The sequence below is a fragment of the Streptomyces sp. NPDC005878 genome (genome assembly GCF_040629815.1).
In the GTDB taxonomy this organism is placed as follows: Bacteria; Actinomycetota; Actinomycetes; order Streptomycetales; family Streptomycetaceae; genus Streptomyces.
The window spans coordinates 244,652-266,000 of sequence record NZ_JBEXWK010000003.1; the positions used below are offsets into that span (position 1 = coordinate 244,652).

Below are 21,349 nucleotides of genomic sequence, written 5' to 3' on the forward strand. Positions count from 1 at the left end.
ACGGGACGGACATTCCCCGCCCAAGTACGCGGTAGGGGACGAGCGGTGGGCTCCGGGGGGCCTTCGGTGAGACGCCGCTCACCCGTCTTGGTGTGATGTCCGTCATCTGAGACGTGACGCGCATCTCTTACGGCTCCCAAGACGCCTCACGGCCGATAGCCTCCGCCGGAGAGCCGTATCAGTAAGCCGTCAAAGGGGTGTGAAGTGGCCAGGAAGCTCGCCGTCATCGGGGCCGGACTCATGGGTTCGGGCATCGCGCAGGTCTCGGCGCAGGCGGGCTGGGACGTCGTACTGCGTGACGTCACCGACGAGGCGCTGACCCGGGGCACCGACGGCATCAAGGCCTCGTACGACAAGTTCGTGGGCAAGGGCAGGCTGGCCGCCGAGGACGCGGAGGCCGCGCTCGGCCGCATCACCACCACCACCGACCTGGACGCCGCCGCCGACGCCGACATCGTCGTCGAGGCCGTCTTCGAGAAGCTGGAGGTCAAGCACGACATCTTCCGTACGCTCGACAAGATCGTGCGCGCGGACACCGTGCTCGCCTCCAACACCTCCGCCATCCCGATCACCAAGATCGCGGCGGCCACCGAGAACCCCGAGCGGGTCGTCGGTGTGCACTTCTTCTCGCCGGTTCCGATGATGCAGCTCTGCGAGCTGGTACGCGGCTACAAGACGAGCGACGAAACCCTGGCCACCGCCCGGGAGTTCGCCGAGTCCGTCGGCAAGACCTGCATCGTCGTCAACCGCGACGTCGCCGGTTTCGTCACCACCCGGCTGATCTCGGCGCTCGTCGTCGAGGCGGCCAAGCTGTACGAGTCGGGCGTGGCCACCGCCGAGGACATCGACCTCGCGTGCAAGCTCGGCTTCGGCCACGCGATGGGCCCGCTGGCCACCGCGGACCTCACCGGCGTGGACATCCTGCTCCACGCCACCAGCAACATCTACACCGAGTCGCAGGACGAGAAGTTCGCGCCGCCGGAGCTGATGCGCCGGATGGTTGACGCCGGTGACATCGGTCGCAAGAGCGGGCAGGGCTTCTACAAGCACTGATTGACGCGCCCTCACCTCCCCTTGCCCCGGAATCACTCCATGGGGTGAATTAGGTATCGGTTCGCTTACAGACGGCAACTTCCCTGCGGTCTGTGCAGTCAGTTGGTGCAGTAAGAGACGACAGGCAGACAGGCATACGGAGCACTCCGGGGAGTTCATATGCACATCAGGGGCGACCACGTCGAGCTGGTCGTCGGGGGCCGCCTCGACGTCCGCAGCGCGGCGGACGCCCGTACGGTCCTGCACTCGGCCGTCGACGACGGAGCCGGCGACCTGGTGCTCGACCTGACCGAGCTGGACTCCTGGGACGCCACCGGCCTCGGGGTGATCATGGGAGCCCACCGGCGAGCCGGCCGCTGCGGCCGGCGGCTGGTGCTGCGGGGCGTCCCGCCCCAGATGCAGCGCCTGCTGGTGGCGACCCGGCTGCACCGCATCCTCGCCATCGAGGGCGGCATCGCCGCGGAGGCGCTGCCGCGCGTGTGAGCGCGCGCGGCGCCCCGCCGTACGCCGGTAGGCCGCCCTCCCGCCGCTCTGTTGCGCACGTCGGTTGCGCACGGCCTGTGCGGCACTGGTGCAGATCATGTGGAAGCCGGTCCTCCGCACGCAATCCTCACCGGACTGTGACGCTCTGGGCGGGTTGGCACCCCGCCCGTTCGGCGATACTGGGCGAAGGTTTAGGGTGCGGTCTCCCGCCGGTCGACATCCCTGCGGCGGGGACCGGACCAGAGCGACAGCGCAGTGCGTAGCGGCCGGGTGGGGCAAGGTTACGCAGGCGCATCTGGGGGGCTTTCACCATGAACCCGATGGACACCCGGGGACCGGACGAGTTCGACGACGAGCAGGACGGACACGGACCGGGCCAGGGCGCCGCGGCGCCGCGCAAGGAGCGCGACCGCGCCGCCGTCACCCCCGAACTCGGCACCCGCGCCGCCTCACTCGCGCGCACGGTCCGGCTCGTCTCGGGCGACTTCCTGCTCACCGTCAACCCCGTCGACGGCAGCGAGATAGCCGCCTGCCCGCCGGGCGAGATACCCGGCCGGCCCGAACGCCGCTCCGCCGCCGAACGCACCGAGCGGGAACGGGCGCTCAAGCCCCCCGTGCCCGCCGGTCCCGCGGCGCCCGCGCCGGTTCTGCTGGAGCGCGACGAGGAGCGCGAGCGGCTCGCGCGCCTGCTGGGCCGGGGCCGTTCCGTCCGGCTCACCGGCCCCGCCGGCTCCGGGCGCACCACCCTGCTCGACGCGGTGGCCGCCGACTGCGCCGGCCTCGCCCCCGACGGCGTCGTCCGCCTCAGCGGCCATCGCCGCACCCCGCAGGAACTCCTGCACGAGCTGTACGCGACCGTGTACCGCTCCCCCCTGCACCGGCCCGACCGGGCCGGGCTCCACGACCGGGTCCGCGAGATCGGGGCGATCGTCGTCGTCGACGACCTGGAGTTCGGCGGCGCCGCCCTGGAGGAACTGCTCTCCGCCACCCCCGAATGCGCCTTCCTCCTCGCCGCGACGCCCGACGTCGCCGCGCCCCTCGCCGAGTCCGCGCTCGAAGAGCTCCCGCTGACCGGCCTCGGGCGCGCCGCCTCCCTGGAACTCCTGGAGCAGGCCGTGGACCGGCCGCTCACCGACGACGAGGCCAACTGGGCGGGCGACCTCTGGTTCGAGTCCGAGGGCCTGCCCCTGCGGTTCGTCCAGGCGGGCGCGCTGCTGCGGCAGCGGGACGGGCTGCGCGGCGAGGGCGCCCCGCTCGACGAGTTCGGGCTGCCGGTCGAAGGGCCCGAGGACCTGTCGGTCTTCTCCGCCGAGGGCCGCGAGATGCCGCTGCCGTCGCTGGGCGAGGGCGCCGCACCCGCCGCGCCGCTCGCGGCCCGGCTCGGCCAGGCCGCCCGGGAGACCCTGCGGTTCGCCGTCGCGCTCGGCGGCGAGGTGCCGCACCAGGCGCATCTGCCGGCGCTCGTCGGCGACACCCACGCGGACGCCGCCCTCGGCGAACTGCTCGGCTGCGGGCTGCTCTCCCCGGTCGGTACGCGCTACCGGCTCGCGGCGGGCGTGCTCACCCAACTGGAGGCCGCCGGGTACGGCGAGTCCGAGGAGGGCACCGCCGAGCGGGCGCACACCGCCGCCCGCCACTACGCCTGGTGGACCGGCCACCCCTCGGTGACGCCCGAGCGGGCCGCGGCCGAGGCGGACGCGGTGCTCGCGGCGCTGGCCGCGCTGGTGCCCGGCGACGGCGCCGAGCACCCCGCGACGGCCGTGCGGCTCGCCCGCAGCGCGGCGCCCGCGTTCGCTGCGGGGCTGCACTGGGGGGCGTGGGAGCGGGCGCTGCGGATCGGCTCGGCCGCGGCCCGGCTCACCGGCGAGGTGGCCGACGAGGCGTACTTCCACCACGAACTCGGCGTCCTCGCGCTCTGCGCCGGCAACGTCGACCGCGCCCGGGCCGAACTGGAGGCGTCCATCGGGCTCAAGGGCGCGCTCTCCGACAAGCGGGGCACGGTCGCGGGCCGCCGCGCGCTGGCCCTGGTCGAGGACCGCTCCGGCCACCCGGCGGTGGTGGTCTCGGGCGGCCGCACCCCGGCCGGCGACGAGGTCCCGGCGGCGCGCCACGAGGAGTCCCAGTCGCCGCCCGCGGGCGTCCCGGCGCCGGTGCCGTTCCCGGCCCTCGCCCTGGCCCCCGCACCGCCCCCCGAGGGCGTGCCGACCGTACTGATACCCGGCGCGGCGCCCGGATCGGCGAAGCGGACGCTGTTCACCGGCACGCGCCGCAACCTGGTGGCGGCGGGCGCGGGGGCCGTGCTGGCGGCGGTCCTGGGCACGGTGGTGACGCTGGGCGCGACCTCCGGTTCGGACGCGCCCGACGACAAGGTCGAGCAGCAGCGGCAGTCGGTGGACGAGGGGGACGGCGGGGAGGCGGGTCTTCCGGCGGACAGCCCGACGCCGCCGGCGACGAGGCGCCCCCGGTCCGGGGGCGGTTCCGCGACGCCGCCGTCCTCGTACCCGGCCCACCAGGGCGTGCCCGGGACGTCTCCGTCCTCGGTCCCCTCGTCGCCCACGACGTCCTCGGGGAAGCCGTCCACGCCCACGGGGTCGCCGTCGAAGCCGACCGGGAAGCCCTCGACGTCCGGGGGAGGGTCGTCCACGACGGGCGGCTCGTCCACGACCGGAGGGACCACGGGCACGGGCGGTACGTCCACGGGCGGGACCACGGGGTCCACTACGGGGTCGCCCACCGGGGGTACGTCCTCGACCGGCGGGACGACGTCCAGCGGCGGCACGTCGGATGGCGGCACCACCGGCTCGACCTCGGGCGGCTCGACCACGACCGGCGGGCCGACCAGCGGCGGGGAGACCACGACGGGCGGGTCGGGTACGGGCGGGACGTCCACGGGCGGTACGGACGGGACTTCGGGGGCGACCACGGGGTCGTCCGCGTCCGGGGGGACGACCCCGAGCGGCAGCGCGTCCGCCCCGGCGGCGTCGCCTTCGGCGTAGATTCCCCCACCCCGCCCCTTCCCGAAAGCCTCCGGCGGTCGTCGCTCGTCCGCGGGAGCGCGGGGGCCGGCCGCGCAGTTCCCCGCGCCCCTGAGGCAACTCCGCCGGCCGCACCCGCCGACCTCGGGGCGCAGCCCCGCCTCGTAGAGGCGCGGGGAACCGCGCGACCAGCGCCCACCGGGGCCGCGGATGACCACGGGGTTTGGGGCGAAGCCCCGTTCTCAGGGGCGCGGGAACCTGGCTGCCAGCGCCCACCGGCCGCAGATGGTCACCCAAGAAACCGGGGCCGGGGCCCGAGGTCAGAACAGGCGGAGTTTGTCGTCCTCGATGCCGCGCAGCGCGTCGTAGTCCAGCACCACGCACCCGATCTCCCGGTCCGTCGCCAGCACCCGTGCCTGCGGCTTGATCTCCTGCGCCGCGAACACCCCCCGTACCGGGGCCAGGTGCGGGTCGCGGTTGAGCAGCTCCAGGTAGCGCGTGAGCTGCTCGACCCCGTCGATCTCGCCGCGCCGCTTGATCTCCACCGCCACCGTCCCGCCGGACGCGTCCCGGCACAGGATGTCGACGGGCCCGATCGCCGTCGGGTACTCGCGGCGGATCAGGGTGTACCCCTCGCCCAGCGTCTCGATGCGGTCCGCGAGCAGCTCCTGGAGGTGCGCTTCCACGCCGTCCTTGATGAGGCCCGGGTCCACGCCCAGCTCGTGGGAGGAGTCGTGGAGGATCTCCTCCATCGTGATGATGAGCTTCTCGCCCGCCTTGTTCACCACGGTCCAGACGTCGACACCGTCCGCCGTCCCCTCCTTGAGGGTGCAGGGCGGAGACATCCAGTTGAGGGGCTTGTACGCCCGGTCGTCCGCGTGAATGGAGACGCTGTTGTCCGCCTTCACCAGGATCAGCCTGGTGGCGGAGGGCAGATGGGCGGTGAGGCGGCCCGCGTAGTCGACGGAGCAGCGGGCGATGACGAGACGCATGGTCGGCAACGCTACTCGAATCCCCCCGCCGAACGCGATTCGTCCGGCAAAGCACTGTTCGTTATTGGCCGGTTACGTGCCAAGTACCTGTCGCAGCCACCATGCCGCCCCTACCGTGTAAGCGGGAGGTCGTCGGTCAGGCACGCAGCGTGGCCGACTTCGTTCCTTTCCCTGGCCGTAAGACCCCCTCCCCGGGGTCGCGAGAGGAGAAACCATGTCGCTCGACGTCTCACCGGCCCTACTCGAACAGGCCGAGCGAGGCGAGGTCGACGAAGCCGATTTCGTCGACTGCGTCCGGACCTCCCTGCCGTACGCGTGGGAGATGATCAGTTCTCTGGTGGCCCAGCTGAAGGTGGACGGTGGCGAGTTCGCCGACAACCAGACGCCTCCGCCGGACGAGCAGGCGCGCGGCCAGCTTCTTCGTGCGCTCGCGAGTGACGCCATCCGCGGTGCGCTGCAGCGGCACTTCGGTGTCCGCCTGGCGTTCCAGAACTGCCATCGCGTGGCGGTGTTTCCGCTGGACCCGTCGGTCGACGAGCGGCTCGCCCGCTTCACCTCGATCCGGGGTCAACTGCTCAACCAGTCTCCGGAGTTGAGGGACTGCTGAGGTCTTCGCCGCCGCTCCGCATCGCGGGAGGTGCGACTGATGCGGAGCGGGGGCTCTCCGCGGCGGCCCCCGGCCTCGCGCCCGCTCGGGGCGCCGTCCCCCTCGGGCCCCTCATCCCAGCAGCGGCAGCACGTCCGCGCCGAGCCTGCGGACGTTCTCCTCCGTGGCGGCCAGGTCCCCCGATCCCTCCACCAGGAAGGCGAAGCGCGTGATGCCCGTCCTCTCCGCCGTCGCCGCGATACGGTCCGCCGCGAGCCGCGGTGTGCCGACCGGGTGGAGGTCGCAGAGCAGTTCCGTGTACTCCACGGGGTCGCGCATGGCCCGGTGGCGGCCGTCGACCGTCACATGCGCGTCCAGCCCCTGCTTCAGCCAGCCGGGCATCGCCTTCAGCAGGGTCTCGGCGGCCTGGGCGCTGTGGTCCTCGATCTGCGCCACCCCCGCCGACACGTGCGGCGCCGCCGCCACCGCCTCCGGTGCCACCCCGGACGCCAGCGCGTGCGACCGCCACAGCGCGACCATCTCCGCCTTCTCCTCGTCGCCGCAGTGCATCCCGAGCAGCATCGGCAGACCGCGCTCGGCCGCCAGCCGCACGCTCTTCGGCGAGGTGCACGCCACGATGACCTCGGGGCCCGCCGGGCCGTCCGCCGGCCACTCGTCGGGCCTCGGCACCACCGGGACCTCCCGGAAGGCGAAACGTTCGCCCTCGGAGGAGACCCGGGGGTCGGACAGCCAGCGCAGCAGCAGGTCCAGCGACTCCGGAAAGCCCTCCTCGTACGCCCGCAGGCCCGCGCCGAAGACCTCCAGATCGACCCAGGGACCGCCCCGGCCGACCCCCAGCGAGAACCGGCCGCCGGACGTCAGGTGCAGCAGCGCCGCCTGCTCGCCCAGCGCCACCGGGTGCGCGCTCGGCAGGACACTGACCGCCGTCCCCACCCGGATCCGGCGGGTGCGCCCCAGCAGCAGCGCCGCCAGCGTCACCGCCGACGGGCAGACCCCGTACGGCACGAAGTGGTGCTCGGCGAGCCACACCGAGTCCAGGCCCGCCTCCTCGGCCACCTCGGCGGACCGCACCGCCCGGTGCAGCGCCTCCCCCTGGCCCTGGCCCGGGAACTGGGCGGCCAGTACAAATGTTCCGACACGCATCGCCTTCATGCCTCCTCGCGGCCGACGCGGCTCCCCCTCTTACCGGCAACAACGTCTGACAAGTGCCAAGGGCACGGCCGGGCGCGAACTTGTTGCGATAGTCCGGTAAGTGTCCCCCGTACGAGTTACCGTGCCACCCCTGTGCGGCTCGGGTACCCGGGGCAAGTACCTCTACGCTGGAGGCAGTCCGTCCGCCCGGCCCCGTGAGGTGTTTCCGTGTCCCCGCGCCGCAACCGCCCCAAGGGCGGCGACCAGCCGACCGCACCGACCGGCGGGTGGGGGGACCGCTTCGGCCTCGGGCGCACCGAGACGTACCAGGGCGAGGAGTGGTCCGTCCGGCACGTCAGCGGAGCGAGCGCCCAGGGCAAGCGCTACCGCTGCCCCGGCTGCGACCAGGAGATCCCCTCCGGCGTCCCGCACGTGGTGGCCTGGCCCGAGTACGGCGGCGTCGACGACCGCCGCCACTGGCACAAGGCCTGCTGGAACGCCAAGGACCGCCGCACCAGCAGGGTGCAGCGGTCCAGGAACGCGCCCAGGTACTAGATCGGATACGGGCGGGCCTCACACGTCCCGGCTGTTGAGCGCCGCGAAGGCACCGCCGAGCGCCGCCGCCGAGACCGCGCCCAGGATCAGCAGCGGGGTCCAGCCGGTGGGGCCCGAGTCGCTCACCGTGGAGCCGTAGAAGACGGCCAGCTGGCTGGGGATCGAGTACTCGAACAGGGCGTCGCGCACCGACTCCAGCGACGGCGAGAACATGAACAGGCCGAGCACCAGCGGCAGCAGCACCAGGCCGATCATGATCGTGATCGCGCCGGCCGAGTGCCGGATCACCGCGCCGACCGCGAGCGAGAGCAGGCCGAGCGTGGAGACGTAGAGGCCGACGCCGACCGTCGCCTTGAACAGCTCGGAGCCGGTCGGCTGCGCGGCGCTGTCCACCATCCCCGTCTGCATCATCGCCACCAGCCCTGTGGTGAGCGTGACGATGACGAAGGACAGCAGGAAGAAGACGATCGACTTGGCGGCGAGGATCCGGGCCCGGCTGGGGCAGGCCGTCAGCGTGGTGCGGATCATGCCCGTGCCGTACTCGGAGGCGATGGTCAGCACGCCGAGCGTGATCACGCAGATCGAGCCGAGCAGGACGCCGTAGAACCCCAGGGCGAGGAGCGGGGTGTCGCCCATGTCCGAGCTGGAGGAGTTGACCGCGACCGCGGCGAGCAGTCCGATGCCGATCACGAGCGCGATCAGCACGCCGAGGGTCCACAGGGTGGAGCGCACCGAGCGGATCTTCGTCCACTCCGAGGCGATGGCGTCGCCGAGGGAGGCGGGCCGCACCGGGATCGGCGAGGTGTACGTCCCGAGGGGCGCACCCGGTGCCTGCTGCTGGTGGGGGGTGGTCATCGGGCGTCCTCGGGCTTGGTCAGGGAGGGGGCGGTCGCGGGGGCGGCCGGAGCGGGCTGCCGCGGGGCCGCGGCGGGCGCCTGCGGCACGGGAGCCTGCGCCGGGGCGGCCGGGGCACCCGGGGGCGCCGCCGGGGCCTGCGCGGGGGCGTGCGGGGCCGCGTAGGGGTTCTGCCCGGGCGGCGGCGGGGCGTACCAGCCCTGGGTCGGCACCTCGGGGATCACCGGCGGCGGCTGGTGGCCGGGCGGCAGCGGCTGCATCAGACCGGCCTTCTGGTCGGCCGTGGAGCGGTAGTCCACCGCGCCCTGCGTCATCCGCATGTACGCCTCCTCCAGCGAGGCCTGGTGCGGGGAGAGCTCCCACAGGCGTACGTCCGCCTCGTGGGCGAGGTCGCTGATGCGCGGCAGCGCGAGGCCGGTCACCCGCAGGGCGCCGTCCGGCTCCGGCATGACCTGGCCGCCGGCCTCGGTCAGCGTGGCCGTCAGCTTCTCCCGGCCCGTGGGCTCGGGGGTGCGCACGCGCGCGAAGTCGGCGGAGTTGTGGGAGATGAAGTCCGTGACGCTCATGTCGGCGAGCAGCTGCCCCCGGCCGATCACGATGAGGTGGTCGGCGGTCAGCGCCATCTCGCTCATCAGGTGCGAGGAGACGAAGACGGTACGGCCCTCGGCGGCGAGCCGCTTCATGAGGTTGCGCACCCACAGGATGCCCTCGGGGTCGAGGCCGTTGACCGGCTCGTCGAAGAGCAGCACCTGGGGGTCGCCGAGCAGGGCCGCGGCGATGCCCAGCCGCTGGCCCATGCCGAGCGAGAACCCCTTGGAGCGCTTGCCGGCCACCTCCTGGAGCCCGACGACCCCGAGCACCTCGTCGACCCGGCGGGCCGGGATGCCCGAGAGCTGGGCGAGCGAGAGCAGGTGGTTGCGGGCGCTGCGGCCGCCGTGGACGGCCTTGGCGTCGAGCAGCGCGCCGACCTGGCGGGGCGCGTTGGGGAGCGAGCGGTAGGGGTGGCCGCCGATGGTGACATGACCGGACGTGGGCTGGTCCAGGCCGAGGATCATGCGCATGGTCGTCGACTTGCCGGAGCCGTTGGGCCCCAGGAAGCCGGTGACGGCGCCCGGCCTCACCTGGAAGGAAAGGTTGTACACGGCTGTCTTGGCGCCGTAGCGCTTCGTCAGGCCGACTGCCTCGATCATTCTCCAGCCCCATCGACGGTGTGGGTCGTCGGGGCGGTGGCCGATCGCCAGGGTGCCCCCGTATGAGTGAGGAGCTTATCCAGGACTTTACGGTTCCGGCCAAGCGATGACAGTTGGGTTACGTCGGCTTTCGTCCCTTATGTCCACCGACTTTCCGCAGGTCGGGGGCCCGTCGCGGGTTCAGGCGTCGCGTTTTCTGAGGACGAGGTAGCCGCCCGCGAGCGCCGCCGCCACCCACAGCGCCATGATCCCGAGCCCGGCCCACGGCCCGTACGGCGGCGGTTCGCTGTTCATCGCGTTCGGCACCACCTGCATGATCTTGGAGCCCGCCTGGTCGGGGAAGTAACGGGCCACCTTCTTGGCGCCCGGGACCGCCGACAGGATCTGCGAGATCAGGAAGAAGAACGGCATCAGGATGCCGAGCGAGAGCATCGAGCTGCGCAGCATCGTGGCCACGCCCATCGAGAAGAGGGCGATCAGCGCCATGTAGAGCCCCGCCCCGACGACCGCCCGCAGCACGTTCGGCTCGCCGATGGCGGTGCGGTGCGGGCCGAGCAGCGCCTGGCCGAGGAAGAAGGAGAGGAAGCTGGTCGCCATGCCCACGACCAGGGCGAGCGCGGTGGCCACCAGGAGCTTGGCGAAGAGGAAGGTGGCGCGCCGCGGCACGGCGGCCAGCGAGGTGCGGATCATGCCCGAGCTGTACTCGGTACCGACCACCAGGACGCCGAAGACCACCATCGCCAGCTGGCCGAGCACCATCCCCGAGAAGCTGATGTAGGTCGCGTCGAACGTCATGCGCTCGGCCGGCTTGAGATCGTCGAACTGCGACTTCATCAGCGCGCACAGGGCCGCGCTCACCGCGACGGTGACGACGAACGCGCAGATCAGCGTCCAGGACGTGGAGGAGACCGACCGGATCTTGGTCCACTCCGAGCGGAGGACCGCGGGTACCGAGGCCATCGGTCACACCCCCCGGTCCGGGCCGTCCGGGGTGTTCCCGGCCGGGCCTCCCCGGGTCCGGGCCCGGTAGCCCTCGCCCCAGGCCGGCGCCGGCGCCGCCGGGGCCGGGCCGTGCGCGCTGTCGGAGTGCGCGTGGTACTCCACCGATCCCGCCGTCATCCGCATGAACGCCTCCTCCAGCGAGGCCTGCTGGCCCGACAGCTCGTGCAGGACGATCCGGTGCTGCGCGGCCAGCTCGCCGAGCCGCTCGATCCTGCCGTTGTCGACCTCCAGGGCGCCGTCCCCGGTCTGGGTGACGGGGATCCCGGCCCGCGCCAGGACATCGAGCAGGTGTTCCCATTGGGGCGAGCGCAGCCGGACGAAACTCCGTGAATTCTGCCGAATGAAATCCGCCATCGATGTATCGGCGAGCAGTCGGCCCTGGCCGATGACGATCAAATGATCCGCCGTCAGCGCCATTTCGCTCATCAGATGAGACGAGACGAAGATCGTTCTGCCCTCCGCCGCGAGGGCTTTCATCAGATTGCGGATCCAGTGAATTCCCTCGGGGTCCAGACCATTGACGGGTTCGTCGAACATCAGGATCTCGGGGTCGCCGAGCAGCGCGGAGGCGATTCCCAGCCGCTGGCCCATGCCGAGCGAGAACCCCTTGGACTTCTTCTTCGCCACCGCCGTCAGCCCGACCGTGTCGAGGACCTCGGCGACCCGGCGCTCGGGAATCCGGTTCGACTGCGCCAGGCACAGCAGGTTGTTGTACGCGCTGCGGCCGCCGTGCATCGACTTGGCGTCGAGGAGCGCGCCGATGTACTTCAACGGCTCGTCCAGCTCGCGGTAGTGCCGCCCGTCGATGCGCACGGTGCCGCTGGTCGGGTTGTCGAGGTCGAGCATCATCCGCATGGTGGTGGACTTGCCGGCGCCGTTGGGGCCCAGGAAGCCGGTCACCACACCCGGCCGCACCTGGAACGACAGGTCGTCGACCGCGGTCTTGTCGCCGAAGCGCTTGGTGAGACCGGCCAGCTCGATCATGCGGCCACGATAGGGGCGGACAAAGCCCCCCGCCACCGGAGTGGCGAGGGGCTCATCGCGTCACCGACGCAGCCCACGGGGGAGGAGCTGCGGCACGGACGGGACTAGCGGGACTGCTGCGCCGGGACGCCGCGCGAGACGGGCTCGTCGTCGACCGGGGAGCCGGCCGCCGCGACCGCCGCGCCCGTGAGGGTCGCCAGCATCTCGCGGACGTTGGTCAGCTGCGCGTTGATCGAGTCGCGGCGGTTGGTGAGCGCCGCCAGCTCGCGCTCGGATTCCGAACGGATGCGGTCGGCCTTGGCGTTGGCGTCCGCCACGATGTCCTCGGCCTGGCGCTGGGCCGTCTCGACCGTCTGACGGGCCCGGCGCTCCGCGTCCGTACGCAGCTTCTCGGCCTCCAGGCGGAGCTGCTCGGCGCGGTGCTCGATCTCGGCGAGACGCTTCTCCGCCTTCGCCTGACGCGAGGCCAGGTCACGCTCGGACTGCTCGCGGCGCTTGGCGAGGTTCGTCTCGAAGTCGGCCGCCGCCTGCGCGGCCTTGGCGCGGGTCTCCTCGAAGAGGGCGTCCGCCTCCTCGCGCTTGGACTGCGCGTCCTTCTGCGCCTCGGAGCGCAGCGTGGAGGCGTCACCCTTCGCCTTCTCGACGATCCGGACGCCCTCGTCCTCCGCCTTCGCCTTGCGCTCGGCGGCGAACGACTCGGCGTCGTTGCGCACCTGCTGGGCCGCCGACTCGGCCAGCTCGCGGTGCTGCTCGGCGGCGCGGCGCGCCTCCTCGCGCAGGTCCTTCGCCTCTTCCTCGGCGAGACGCAGGATCTTCTCGACCCGCGCGCCGAGGCCCGCGTACGACGGCTCCGCGTCGTTCACCTGGGCCTGGGCGTTCTGCGTTTCGAGGTGCAGTTCCTCGATGCGCTTTTCCAGAGAAGTGATCCGTGCCAGAGCGCTGTCACGGTCGGCGACGAGCTTGGTAATGCGGTCGTCCACCTGACCGCGGTCGTAACCACGCCGCACGAGCTCGAAGCCGAAGGGGGAGGAAGTGTCGCTCATGGGGTTCCTGTCGAATGAGACCGGTGAGGTGATAGGGGGAATCCTAGGGGCCCAGGCGGCGTGGCATCGAGCGTATGCCCGTTTGATCTGGAGAATGTCCAGCCTTTTGAGTGGCTACCCCTCCGAAGACTTGCCACTCGAACGGGTTGCTCCGGCCGAGGCCCCCGCCTTGGCGGCCTCCTTGCCGCCGGAGGCCGGGGCCTCGAAAGACTCCAACGCCTCCAGGACGTCCTGGACACGCGAGATCTCCGCGTTGATGTCCGCCCGGCGCCGGACCAGCACGTCCAGCTCGCGCTTGCCCTCGTCGACCGTGCGCCGGGCCTCCGCCGCCGCCTCGTCGCGCAGTCTGGTCGCCTCGCGGATCAGCTCGGCCTTCTTGGTCTCCGCCTCCTTGAGCAGCGCCTCGGCCTTCTTCACCGCCGCGATCCGCACCTTGCTCGCCTCGGAGTTGGCGTCCGAGAGCAGCTCCTTGGCCTTCGCCTCGGCCTGCTCCGTCTGCTCGGTGGCGGCCTTGACCAGCTTGTCGACGCGCTCGCCCGCCGTCTTCATCTGCTCCGCGCTCTCGCGCCGGGCCCGCTCGTGCAGCTCCTCGATCTCCGCCTCGGTCCGGGCCCGCACCTCCTCGGTGCGCTCCCTTATGGCCGTCGCGTCCGCGCGCGCCCCGGCGAGCAGCTCGTCCGCGTCCGTACGGGCCTTCTCCACCAGCGTATTGCCCTCCACGGTCGCCTCCGCGACGAGCCGCTCGGCCTCCTTGCGGGCCGCGCCCACCATCGTGTCGGCCTGCTCCTCCGCCAGCGTCGCCGCGAGCAGCGCCTCCTCCTGGGCCTTCGCCACGAGCTGGTCCGCCTGCTCGGCCGCGTCCGCACGGCGCTTGGCCGCGGCGGTACGCGCCTCGTCCAGCAGCCGGTCGGCCTCCTCGCGGGCCTCGGCACGGGTCTTCTCGGCCGCCTCCTCGATCCGGGCGCGGCTCTTCTCGGCCTCCGCGCGGATCCGCTCCGCGGCCTGCTGGGCCGAGCCCACGGTCTCGGCGGCCTCGGCGCGCAGCCGCTCCGCCTCCCCGTTCGCCTCGGTGAGCATCCGCTCGGCCTCGCCGGTCGCCTCCGCGACGAGCTGGTCCGCCTGCGCCGCCGCGTCCGCGCGCCGCTTGTCGGCGGCCTGGCGTGCCTCGTCCAGCAGCCGCTCCGCCTCCGAACGCGCCTCGCTCAGGAGCAGTTCGCCCTGCTCGCGGGCGTCGGTGACCGTCTGCTCGGCCTCGGCCGCCGCGGCGGCCAGGACCGCGCCGGCGTCCGCGCGCGCCTCGGTGGTGACGAGCTCGACATAGGTGTCGGCCTCGGAGGTGGTGCGCTCGGCGTGGGCGGTGGCCTCCGCGAGCAGCCGGTCGTGCTCCGACTGGCCCTCGTCGCGCAGCTGCTGAGCCTCCGCCACCAGCCGCTCGGCGGTCGCCGTCGACTCGGCGGCGAGCCGCTCGGCCTCCGAAGCGGCCTCGGTGACCAGCCGGTCGGCCTGGCTCGCGGCGTCACCGCGGATGCGGTTGGCGTCCTCGCGGGCGTCCGCCCGGGTGCGGGCGGCGTCCTGCTCGGAGGAGGCCAGCGCGTCCGAGGCCTCGGTACGCATCCGCTGCGCGTACTCCGAGGCGTCCGAACGGGCCTTCTCCGCCTCCGCGATGGCGTCCGCCACGGTCCGCTCGGCGAGCTCCCTGGCGGCCTCGGCCTCCTCCTGCGCCCGGGCGCGCATCCGCTGGGCGTCCTCGGCGGCGCGCTCGCGCTCGGCGTGCGCGTCGGCGCGGACCCGGTCCGCCTCCTGCTGCGCCTCCGTCTTCGTACGCTCCGCCACGTGCTCGGCCGTGGAGCGCAGCCCGGCGATCTCCTGCTCGGCCTCCTCGCGCAGCCCCGCGACGGAGTCCCGGACCTGCTGGGCGGTCTGCTCGGCGGCGGCCACCAGCTCGGTGGCGCGCCGGTCGGCCTCCTCGCCCAGCCGCACCGCCTCGGCCTGCGCCTCCTCCACCCGCTTGCGGGCGGAGGCCAGCAGCTCCTCGCTCTGCTCGCGGGCCTGCGCCCGCTCCGAACCGGCCTCGCTGCGCGCCGAGTCCAGCGTCTCCTCCGCCTCGCGGCGCCGGCGCGCGGCCTCCTCCTGGGCGGCGGCGAGCGCCTCGGCGGCCTCCGCGCCGACCCGCTCGGCGGCGGCCGCGGCCTCCGCGCGCATCCGGTCGGCGGTCTCCTGCGCCTCGGACTTCAGCCGCTCGGCCTCCGCGGCCGCCTCGGACCGCAGCCGTACGGCGGCGCCCTCGGCCTCGGCACGGGCGGTCGAGGCGTCGGCGGCGGCCTCGGTACGCAGCCGCTCGGCCTCCTGCTCGGCCTGCGCCGTGAGCGTACGGACGCGCTCGGCGGCCTCCGCGCGCAGCCGCTCGGTCTCCTCGGCGGCCTCGCGCCGGATCCGCTCGCTCTCGCCGCGCGCCTCGGCGAGCGCCTGCCCGGCGGAGGCGTGCCGCTGCTCGGCCTCGGTGTGCAGCCGCGCCAACTCGGCGGCGGCCTCGGCCTGGCGGGCCGCGACGGCCCGCTCGGTCTCCTCGCGCAGCGTGGCCGCGGCCTGCTCGGCGGCCGCCCGGACGGCCTCGGCCTGCTCCTCGGCCTCCGCGCGCATCCGCTCGGCCTCGGCGCGGGTGCGCTCCAGGGTCTCCTCGGCCTGCTTGCGCAGGGTCGTGGCGCGCTCCATGGCCTCGCCGCGGACCCGCTCCGACTCGGCGCCCGCCGAGGTGCGCAGCTCCTCCGCGTCGGCCTTCGCCTTGGTCAGCAGCTCCTCGGCGGTCCTGGCCGCCTCCTCGATCTGCTGGACGCCCTCGCGGCGCGCCTCGCCCCGGATGCGCTCGCCCTCGGCGACCGCCTCGGCCCGCAGCTGCTCGGCCTCGCCGCGCAGCCGGCGCGCCTCCTCCTGGAGCTCGACCGTCCTGGCGCGGTACTCCTTGGTGTCGTCCTTGGCCGCGCCCTTGAGCTCGTCGGCCCGCTCCTCGGCCTCCAGGCGCAGCCGCTCCGCCTCGGCGTCTGCCTCGCGGCGGATCCGCTCGGCCTCCTCGGACGCCTTGCGGGTGGTCTCCTGGGCGTCCGCGGAGGCCTTGGAGAGCACCTCCTCGGCGGCCCTCGCGGCCTTGGCGAGCTGGGCGGCGGTGTCCTCGGCGGCGCTGGTGCGGGCCTTCTCGGCGGCCTCCGAGAGAAGCCGCTCGGCCTCGGCGCGGGCGTCGGCGAGCGCCTGCTCGGCCTCCGTCTTGAGCGCCTCGGACTCCTTGGTGGCCTCGGCCACGAGCCGGGCGATCTCGGTCTTGGCGGTACGGGTGCGCTGCTCGTTGGCGGACTCGGCGCCCGCGAGCTGCCTGGCCGCCGACTCCTTCGCCTCGGCCAGCACCTTCTCGGCCTCGGCGCGCGCCTCGCGCAGCGCCGACTCGGCCTCCTGCATCCGCTGCTCGGCGGCCCGGCTCAGCTCGGCCGCCTGCCGGCGCGCCTGGTCGGACTCGGCGGTGGTCGACGAGCGCAGCTGCTCGGCGTGGGAGGTGGCCTCCTGGGCCTGCGTGGAGGCGGCGGTCAGCAGCCGCTCGGCGTCCTTGCGGGCCCGCAGCAGGATCGCTTCGGCTTCGGTACGGGCCGACTCGGCCTCGGCGCCGAGGCGTTGACGGGTCTCCTCGGCCAGCCGCGCGGCCTCCGCGCGGGCGGCGGCCAGCGCCGCCTCGCTCTCGGCGCGCGACTCCTCCAGCAGCCGCCTGGCCTGCGACTCGGTCCGCGCCCGCAACTGCTCGGCCCACGCCACGTTCTCGTTGACGTGGGACTCCACGGTCGCGCGCCGCTCGGCCAGCTCCTGGTCGAGCCGCTGGCGGCGGTTGACCGCCTCCGCGTGCAGCTCGGCCTGGAGCCGGGCCTGGTGCTCGGCGTGCTCCTGGAGGATGCGCTGGGTCTGGGCACGGGCCTCGCGCAGCTCGCGCTCGGCGTCGTTGCGGAGTTGCTCGGCCTGCATCTGCGCGTTGCGCAGCAGCTGTTCGGCCTGGTAGCCGATGTCCGCGGCGTCATAGGCAGGACGCGTCGCGAGGTTGCGGCGCGCCTCGTGCAGCTTGGCGCGCAGCACCTCGACCTGGTAGCCGAGGTCCTCGGCGTGCTGGACGGCCTTCTCCCGCTCGGTCTTCAGCCGGTCCATCTCGGCCTCGAACCGCGAGAGGTGGTCGTCAGGCCGGTGGCTGTCCTGGCGTTCGTAGCCCCGCACTGCGCGGTCCCATCCGTCCCCTGGTCGCGAACACTGCCCGTACGAGCACCGTCCGACGACGGACGGGCCCCCGGTGAATGGTGTCAGATCGACAAGGGGGCGTGGGTCCCAGGCCCCGACCCGACCCCGGCCCGGAAGGGCCCACTGTACCGGCCCCGGAATCCCGGGGTCAGTGCTCGTCCGCCGAGGTGACCAGTTCGGTCAGTACGCCGTGGCAGTCCTTGGGGTGCAGGAACGTGATGCGGGACCCCATCGAACCGATGCGCGGCTGGTCGTAGAGGACCCGGACGCCCTTGCCGCGGACGGCCTCGGCGTCCCCGTCGACGTCGGCCGTGCCGAAGGCGATGTGGTGCACGCCCTCGCCGTTCTTGGCCAGCCACTTGCCCACCGCGGAGTCCTCCCGGGTGGGCTCCAGGAGCTGGAGGTAGGAGGCGCCGCCGTCGGACGTATCGTTGATCTTGAGCATGGCCTCCCGCACGCCCTGCTCCTCGTTGATCTCGGAGTGATACACCTCGAATCCGTACGTAGCACGATAGAACTCGACGGTCTTGTCGAGGTCGAAACAGGCGATCCCGATGTGGTCGATGCGCGTCAGCATGCGACCAGTGCACCGCCCCGGGAGGTGGTTACGCAACGTGCGCGCGATCACACCGGCTGCCCGGTGACGCCCCGCGTACCGCTCAGTACATTCATGTAAACCCTCGTTCACTCCTCATCCCCAAGGGGCCGTGCCTCATGTCTGGAACGACCGGTACCACCTCAGTGATCGTCGCGGGCGCCCGCACGCCCATGGGCCGACTGCTCGGCTCCCTCAAGTCCTTCTCCGGCGCGGACCTCGGCGGCGTGGCCATCAAGGCCGCGCTCGACCGGGCCGGCATCGGCGGCGACCAGGTGCAGTACGTGATCATGGGCCAGGTGCTCCAGGCCGGCGCGGGCCAGATCCCCGCCCGCCAGGCCGCCGTCAAGGCCGGCATCCCGATGAACGTGCCCGCGCTCACGATCAACAAGGTCTGCCTCTCCGGCCTCGACGCGATCGCGCTGGCGGACCAGCTGATCCGCGCCGGCGAGTTCGACGTGGTGGTCGCGGGCGGCCAGGAGTCGATGACCAACGCGCCGCACCTGCTGCCGAAGTCCCGCGAGGGCTACAAGTACGGCGCCATCGAGATGCTCGACGCGATGGCGTACGACGGTCTCACCGACGCGTTCGAGAACATCGCGATGGGCGAGTCCACGGAGAAGCACAACACCCGCCTCGGCATCGAGCGCGCCCCGCAGGACGCCTTCGCCGCCACCTCCCACCAGCGCGCCGCCGCCGCCCAGAAGAACGGGCTCTTCGAGGCCGAGATCACCCCGGTGGAGATCCCGCAGCGCAAGGGCGAGCCGGTGGTCTTCGCCAAGGACGAGGGCATCCGCGCGGAGACGACCGCCGAGTCCCTCGGCAAGCTGCGCCCGGCCTTCGCCAAGGACGGCACCATCACGGCCGGCACCTCCTCGCAGATCTCGGACGGCGCGGCCGCGGTCGTGGTCATGTCCAAGGCCAAGGCCGAGGAGCTGGGCCTGGAGTGGATCGCCGAGATCGGCGCGCACGGCAATGTGGCGGGCCCCGACAACTCGCTCCAGTCCCAGCCGTCCAACGCGATCCGGCACGCCCTGTCCAAGGAGGGCCTCGGCGTCGAGGACCTCGACCTCATCGAGATCAACGAGGCGTTCGCTGCGGTCGCCGTCCAGTCAATGAAAGACCTCGGCGTCTCCCCGGAAAAGGTGAATGTCAACGGTGGCGCGATCGCCCTGGGCCACCCCATCGGCATGTCGGGCGCGCGCGTGGTGCTCCACCTGGCGCTGGAGCTCAAGCGGCGCGGCGGCGGTACGGGCGCGGCGGCGCTGTGCGGCGGCGGCGGCCAGGGCGACGCCCTGATCATCAAGGTCCCCGGCAAGTAGGGGCCACTCCCGCTGTACGTACGCAACGACCCCTGAACCGAACGGAGCGGCAATGGTGGACGTCCCCGAACTGGTGGCACAGGCGAGAGAGGGCCGGCCGCGGGCCGTGGCCCGGCTGATCTCGCTGGTCGAGGGGGCGTCCCCGCAACTGCGCGAGGTGATGGCGCGGTTGGCGCCGCTGACGGGCGGGGCGTACGTGGTGGGGCTCACCGGCTCGCCGGGCGTCGGCAAGTCGACCTCGACGTCGGCGCTGGTGACGGCGTACCGGCGGGCGGGGAAGCGGGTGGGTGTCCTTGCCGTCGACCCGTCCTCGCCGTTCTCCGGGGGCGCGCTGCTCGGCGACCGCGTCCGCATGTCGGACCACGCCTCCGACCCCGGCGTCTACATCCGCTCCATGGCGACCCGCGGCCATCTGGGCGGCCTCGCCTGGTCGGCCCCGCAGGCGATCCGCGTCCTGGACGCGGCGGGCTGCGAGGTGATCCTGGTGGAGACGGTCGGTGTCGGCCAGTCCGAGGTCGAGATCGCCTCCCAGGCGGACACCTCGGTGGTACTGCTGGCGCCCGGCATGGGCGACGGCATCCAGGCGGCCAAGGCCGGGATCCTGGAGATCGGTGACGTGTACGTGGTGAACAAGGCGGATCGGGACGGCGCGGACGCCACGGCCCGTGAGCTGAACCACATGCTGGGCCTGGGGGAGTCCCGAGGCCCCGGCGACTGGCGGCCGCCCATCGTCAAGACGGTGGCGGCCCGCTCCGAGGGCGTCGAGGAGCTGGTGGAGGCGCTGGAGAAGCACCGCGCGTGGATGGAGGAGCGGGGCGTGCTGGCCGAGCGGCGCCTGGCCCGCGCGTCCCGCGAGGTCGAGACGATCGCGGTGACGGCCCTGCGGGAGCGGATCGGCGACCTGCGCGGCGACCGCCGCCTGGACGCGCTGGCGTCGCGGATCGTCGGGGGCGAGCTGGATCCGTACGCGGCGGCGGACGAACTGGTAGCGGTCCTGACGTCGGCCCCACCCCGCCCCTCCACCTGAACCCTGCCGGGGGCGGGCGGGTGGTCCGGATGAGGTTTTTCCGGGGCTCCGCCCCAGCCCCCCATCGCGGGGCCCGCGGCCCCGGACGCACCCCGGGGCTCCGCCCCCGGCCCCCGAACCCCACCCGGGGCTCCGCCCCGCACCCCGCTCCTCAAACGCCGGAGGGGCTAACGCCGAAGGGGCTAACGCCGGAGGGCCTTTTGTCTGCGGACCGTGGTGGGCTGGTCGCGCAGTTCCCCGCGCCCCTCAAGCCGCCTCCGGCGCCCGAGGGCCGGGGCACGGCCCCGCCCTCAAGGGGCGCGGGGAACGGCGCGCTGGGCCCCGCCGGCCTGCGGACGAACGTGAAAGCCGGCTGCGGGCCCGGGGCGCAAGCCCCGCCTTTAAGGGGCGCGGGGAACTGCGCGATCAGCCCCCACCGGCCCGCAGACGAACGCGAAAGCCGGCCGCGGGCCCGGGGCGCAAGCCCCGCCTTTAAGGGGCGCGGGGAACGGCGCGCTCAGCCCCCACCGGCCCGCAGACGAACGCGAAAGCCGGCTGCACGTCCGGGGCGCAAGCCCCGCCTTTAAGGGGCGCGGGGAACGGCGCGCTCAGCCCCCACCGGCCCGCGGGCGAACGCGAAAGCGGGGTGCGGGGGCCGTAGGCCCCGCGCCGGGGGGCCGGGGGTGTAGCCCCCGGGGAAAGCCTCCCCCACCCCCGGAGGGTTTAGGGAAGGGGCGGGGTGGGGGCGATCAGAGTTTGCCCCGGTGCCCCCGCAGATGCTCCGCCACCGGCGTCAACGAAGCCCGCAGATCCGCCAGCGCCTCACTCGACAGCAGATCGATGAAGTGCTTGCGCACCGACGCCACATGATGCGGCGCCACCTTCTCCATCGTCTCCACCCCCGCCTCCGTCAGCACCGCGAACAACCCCCGCCGGTCGGACTCGCAGTTCTCCCTCCGCACCAGCCCCGCGTTCTCCATCCGGGTGATCTGGTGCGAGAGGCGGCTCTTGGACTGAAGGGTCGCGGCGGCGAGGTCGCTCATGCGCAGCCGCTGCCCCTCGGCCTCCGAGAGGTTGACCAGGATCTCGTAGTCGTTGTTGGTCAGGCCGAACGGCTGCAGGTCCTTTTCCATCTGGTGCGTCAGCATCCTGTTGACGTCCAGATAGGTACGCCAGGCGCACTGCTCGCTTTCGGTCAGCCAGTTGGTGGCCGTCTCGGTCTCCATATGTGGATTCTACCTAAGAAGTTGAATTCTGAACGAAGCCTCGGAATGTGACGCCCCGCACGCACCG

General features: G+C 73.1%; 17 protein-coding genes. 7 read left to right on the forward strand and 10 right to left on the reverse strand.

All coding sequences use genetic code 11. The annotated features are described in order from the left end of the window. The first annotated feature begins 204 nt into the window (after positions 1 to 204). From ABZ404_RS07430 to ABZ404_RS07440, 3 genes are all read left to right on the forward strand, one after another. Positions 205 to 1,053, forward strand: a complete 849-nt coding sequence (locus ABZ404_RS07430) for a 3-hydroxyacyl-CoA dehydrogenase family protein (RefSeq protein ID WP_358833292.1) — start codon at positions 205 to 207, stop codon at positions 1,051 to 1,053. Positions 1,054 to 1,212: 159 nt separating this feature from the next. Continuing rightward, positions 1,213 to 1,536: an STAS domain-containing protein gene (locus ABZ404_RS07435; protein WP_067163978.1), complete on the forward strand. Its 324-nt coding sequence runs from the start codon at positions 1,213 to 1,215 to the stop codon at positions 1,534 to 1,536. Positions 1,537 to 1,847: 311 nt separating this feature from the next. Continuing rightward, a complete protein-coding gene (locus ABZ404_RS07440) occupies positions 1,848 to 4,532 on the forward strand; it encodes an ATP-binding protein (RefSeq protein WP_358833291.1) in 2,685 nt (894 codons plus the stop codon). 299 nt (positions 4,533 to 4,831) lie between these two features. On the opposite strand, the gene nucS is transcribed toward ABZ404_RS07440, so the two are convergent. Continuing rightward, on the reverse strand, positions 4,832 to 5,503 hold the full coding sequence (nucS, locus tag ABZ404_RS07445; RefSeq protein ID WP_358833290.1) for an endonuclease NucS: 672 nt from the start codon (positions 5,501 to 5,503) through the stop codon (positions 4,832 to 4,834). Positions 5,504 to 5,717: 214 nt separating this feature from the next. Between nucS and ABZ404_RS07450 the strand changes: the two genes are divergently transcribed. Continuing rightward, the gene (locus ABZ404_RS07450; protein WP_351666312.1) at positions 5,718 to 6,110 is read left to right on the forward strand and encodes an SCO5389 family protein; all 393 of its coding nucleotides are present in this window, start codon (positions 5,718 to 5,720) and stop codon (positions 6,108 to 6,110) included. Between the two features lie 111 nt (positions 6,111 to 6,221). On the opposite strand, the gene ABZ404_RS07455 is transcribed toward ABZ404_RS07450, so the two are convergent. Then, complete coding sequence (locus tag ABZ404_RS07455) at positions 6,222 to 7,253, reverse strand: LLM class flavin-dependent oxidoreductase (RefSeq protein ID WP_358833306.1); 1,032 nt, start codon at positions 7,251 to 7,253, stop codon at positions 6,222 to 6,224. A gap of 216 nt (positions 7,254 to 7,469) precedes the next feature. Here ABZ404_RS07455 and ABZ404_RS07460 point away from each other — a divergent pair, with 216 nt between their 5' ends. Further along, entirely contained in the window at positions 7,470 to 7,796 is a 327-nt protein-coding gene (locus ABZ404_RS07460) for an ATP/GTP-binding protein (RefSeq protein WP_358833289.1), read from the forward strand. A gap of 18 nt (positions 7,797 to 7,814) precedes the next feature. Here the strand turns inward: ABZ404_RS07460 and ABZ404_RS07465 are convergent, their stop codons facing one another. The 7 genes from ABZ404_RS07465 to mce all read right to left on the reverse strand — a co-directional run bounded on the left by ABZ404_RS07465 (position 7,815) and on the right by mce (position 17,710). Continuing rightward, positions 7,815 to 8,651: an ABC transporter permease gene (locus ABZ404_RS07465; protein ID WP_358833288.1), complete on the reverse strand. Its 837-nt coding sequence runs from the start codon at positions 8,649 to 8,651 to the stop codon at positions 7,815 to 7,817. Beyond that, positions 8,648 to 9,841, reverse strand: a complete 1,194-nt coding sequence (locus tag ABZ404_RS07470; protein WP_358833287.1) for an ABC transporter ATP-binding protein — start codon at positions 9,839 to 9,841, stop codon at positions 8,648 to 8,650. Before ABZ404_RS07470 ends, ABZ404_RS07465 begins: the two co-directional genes overlap by 4 nt. A 180-nt stretch (positions 9,842 to 10,021) precedes the next feature. After that, positions 10,022 to 10,801 (reverse strand): ABC transporter permease subunit, encoded by a 780-nt coding sequence (locus ABZ404_RS07475; RefSeq protein ID WP_358833286.1) that lies wholly within the window; start codon positions 10,799 to 10,801, stop codon positions 10,022 to 10,024. 3 nt (positions 10,802 to 10,804) lie between these two features. After that, positions 10,805 to 11,827 carry an ATP-binding cassette domain-containing protein gene (locus ABZ404_RS07480; protein WP_358833285.1) on the reverse strand — a complete coding sequence of 341 codons (1,023 nt, stop codon included), beginning with the start codon at positions 11,825 to 11,827 and terminating at the stop codon, positions 10,805 to 10,807. Between the two features lie 104 nt (positions 11,828 to 11,931). Then, positions 11,932 to 12,870, reverse strand: coding sequence for a cellulose-binding protein (locus tag ABZ404_RS07485; RefSeq protein ID WP_101390172.1), 939 nt, complete (start codon positions 12,868 to 12,870; stop codon positions 11,932 to 11,934). 114 nt (positions 12,871 to 12,984) lie between these two features. Continuing rightward, positions 12,985 to 17,112 (reverse strand): polarized growth protein Scy, encoded by a 4,128-nt coding sequence (gene scy, locus ABZ404_RS07490; protein WP_358990230.1) that lies wholly within the window; start codon positions 17,110 to 17,112, stop codon positions 12,985 to 12,987. 169 nt (positions 17,113 to 17,281) lie between these two features. After that, positions 17,282 to 17,710: a methylmalonyl-CoA epimerase gene (mce, locus tag ABZ404_RS07495; protein WP_358834620.1), complete on the reverse strand. Its 429-nt coding sequence runs from the start codon at positions 17,708 to 17,710 to the stop codon at positions 17,282 to 17,284. 137 nt (positions 17,711 to 17,847) lie between these two features. Between mce and ABZ404_RS07500 the strand changes: the two genes are divergently transcribed. Both ABZ404_RS07500 and meaB read left to right on the forward strand, forming a co-directional pair. Further along, positions 17,848 to 19,050, forward strand: coding sequence for an acetyl-CoA C-acetyltransferase (locus tag ABZ404_RS07500; RefSeq protein ID WP_358834621.1), 1,203 nt, complete (start codon positions 17,848 to 17,850; stop codon positions 19,048 to 19,050). Between the two features lie 52 nt (positions 19,051 to 19,102). After that, on the forward strand, positions 19,103 to 20,077 hold the full coding sequence (gene meaB / locus ABZ404_RS07505; RefSeq protein ID WP_358834622.1) for a methylmalonyl Co-A mutase-associated GTPase MeaB: 975 nt from the start codon (positions 19,103 to 19,105) through the stop codon (positions 20,075 to 20,077). Positions 20,078 to 20,805: 728 nt separating this feature from the next. Here the strand turns inward: meaB and ABZ404_RS07510 are convergent. Continuing rightward, a complete protein-coding gene (locus tag ABZ404_RS07510) occupies positions 20,806 to 21,282 on the reverse strand; it encodes a MarR family transcriptional regulator (protein WP_358834623.1) in 477 nt (158 codons plus the stop codon). Between the last annotated feature and the right edge of the window lie 67 nt (positions 21,283 to 21,349).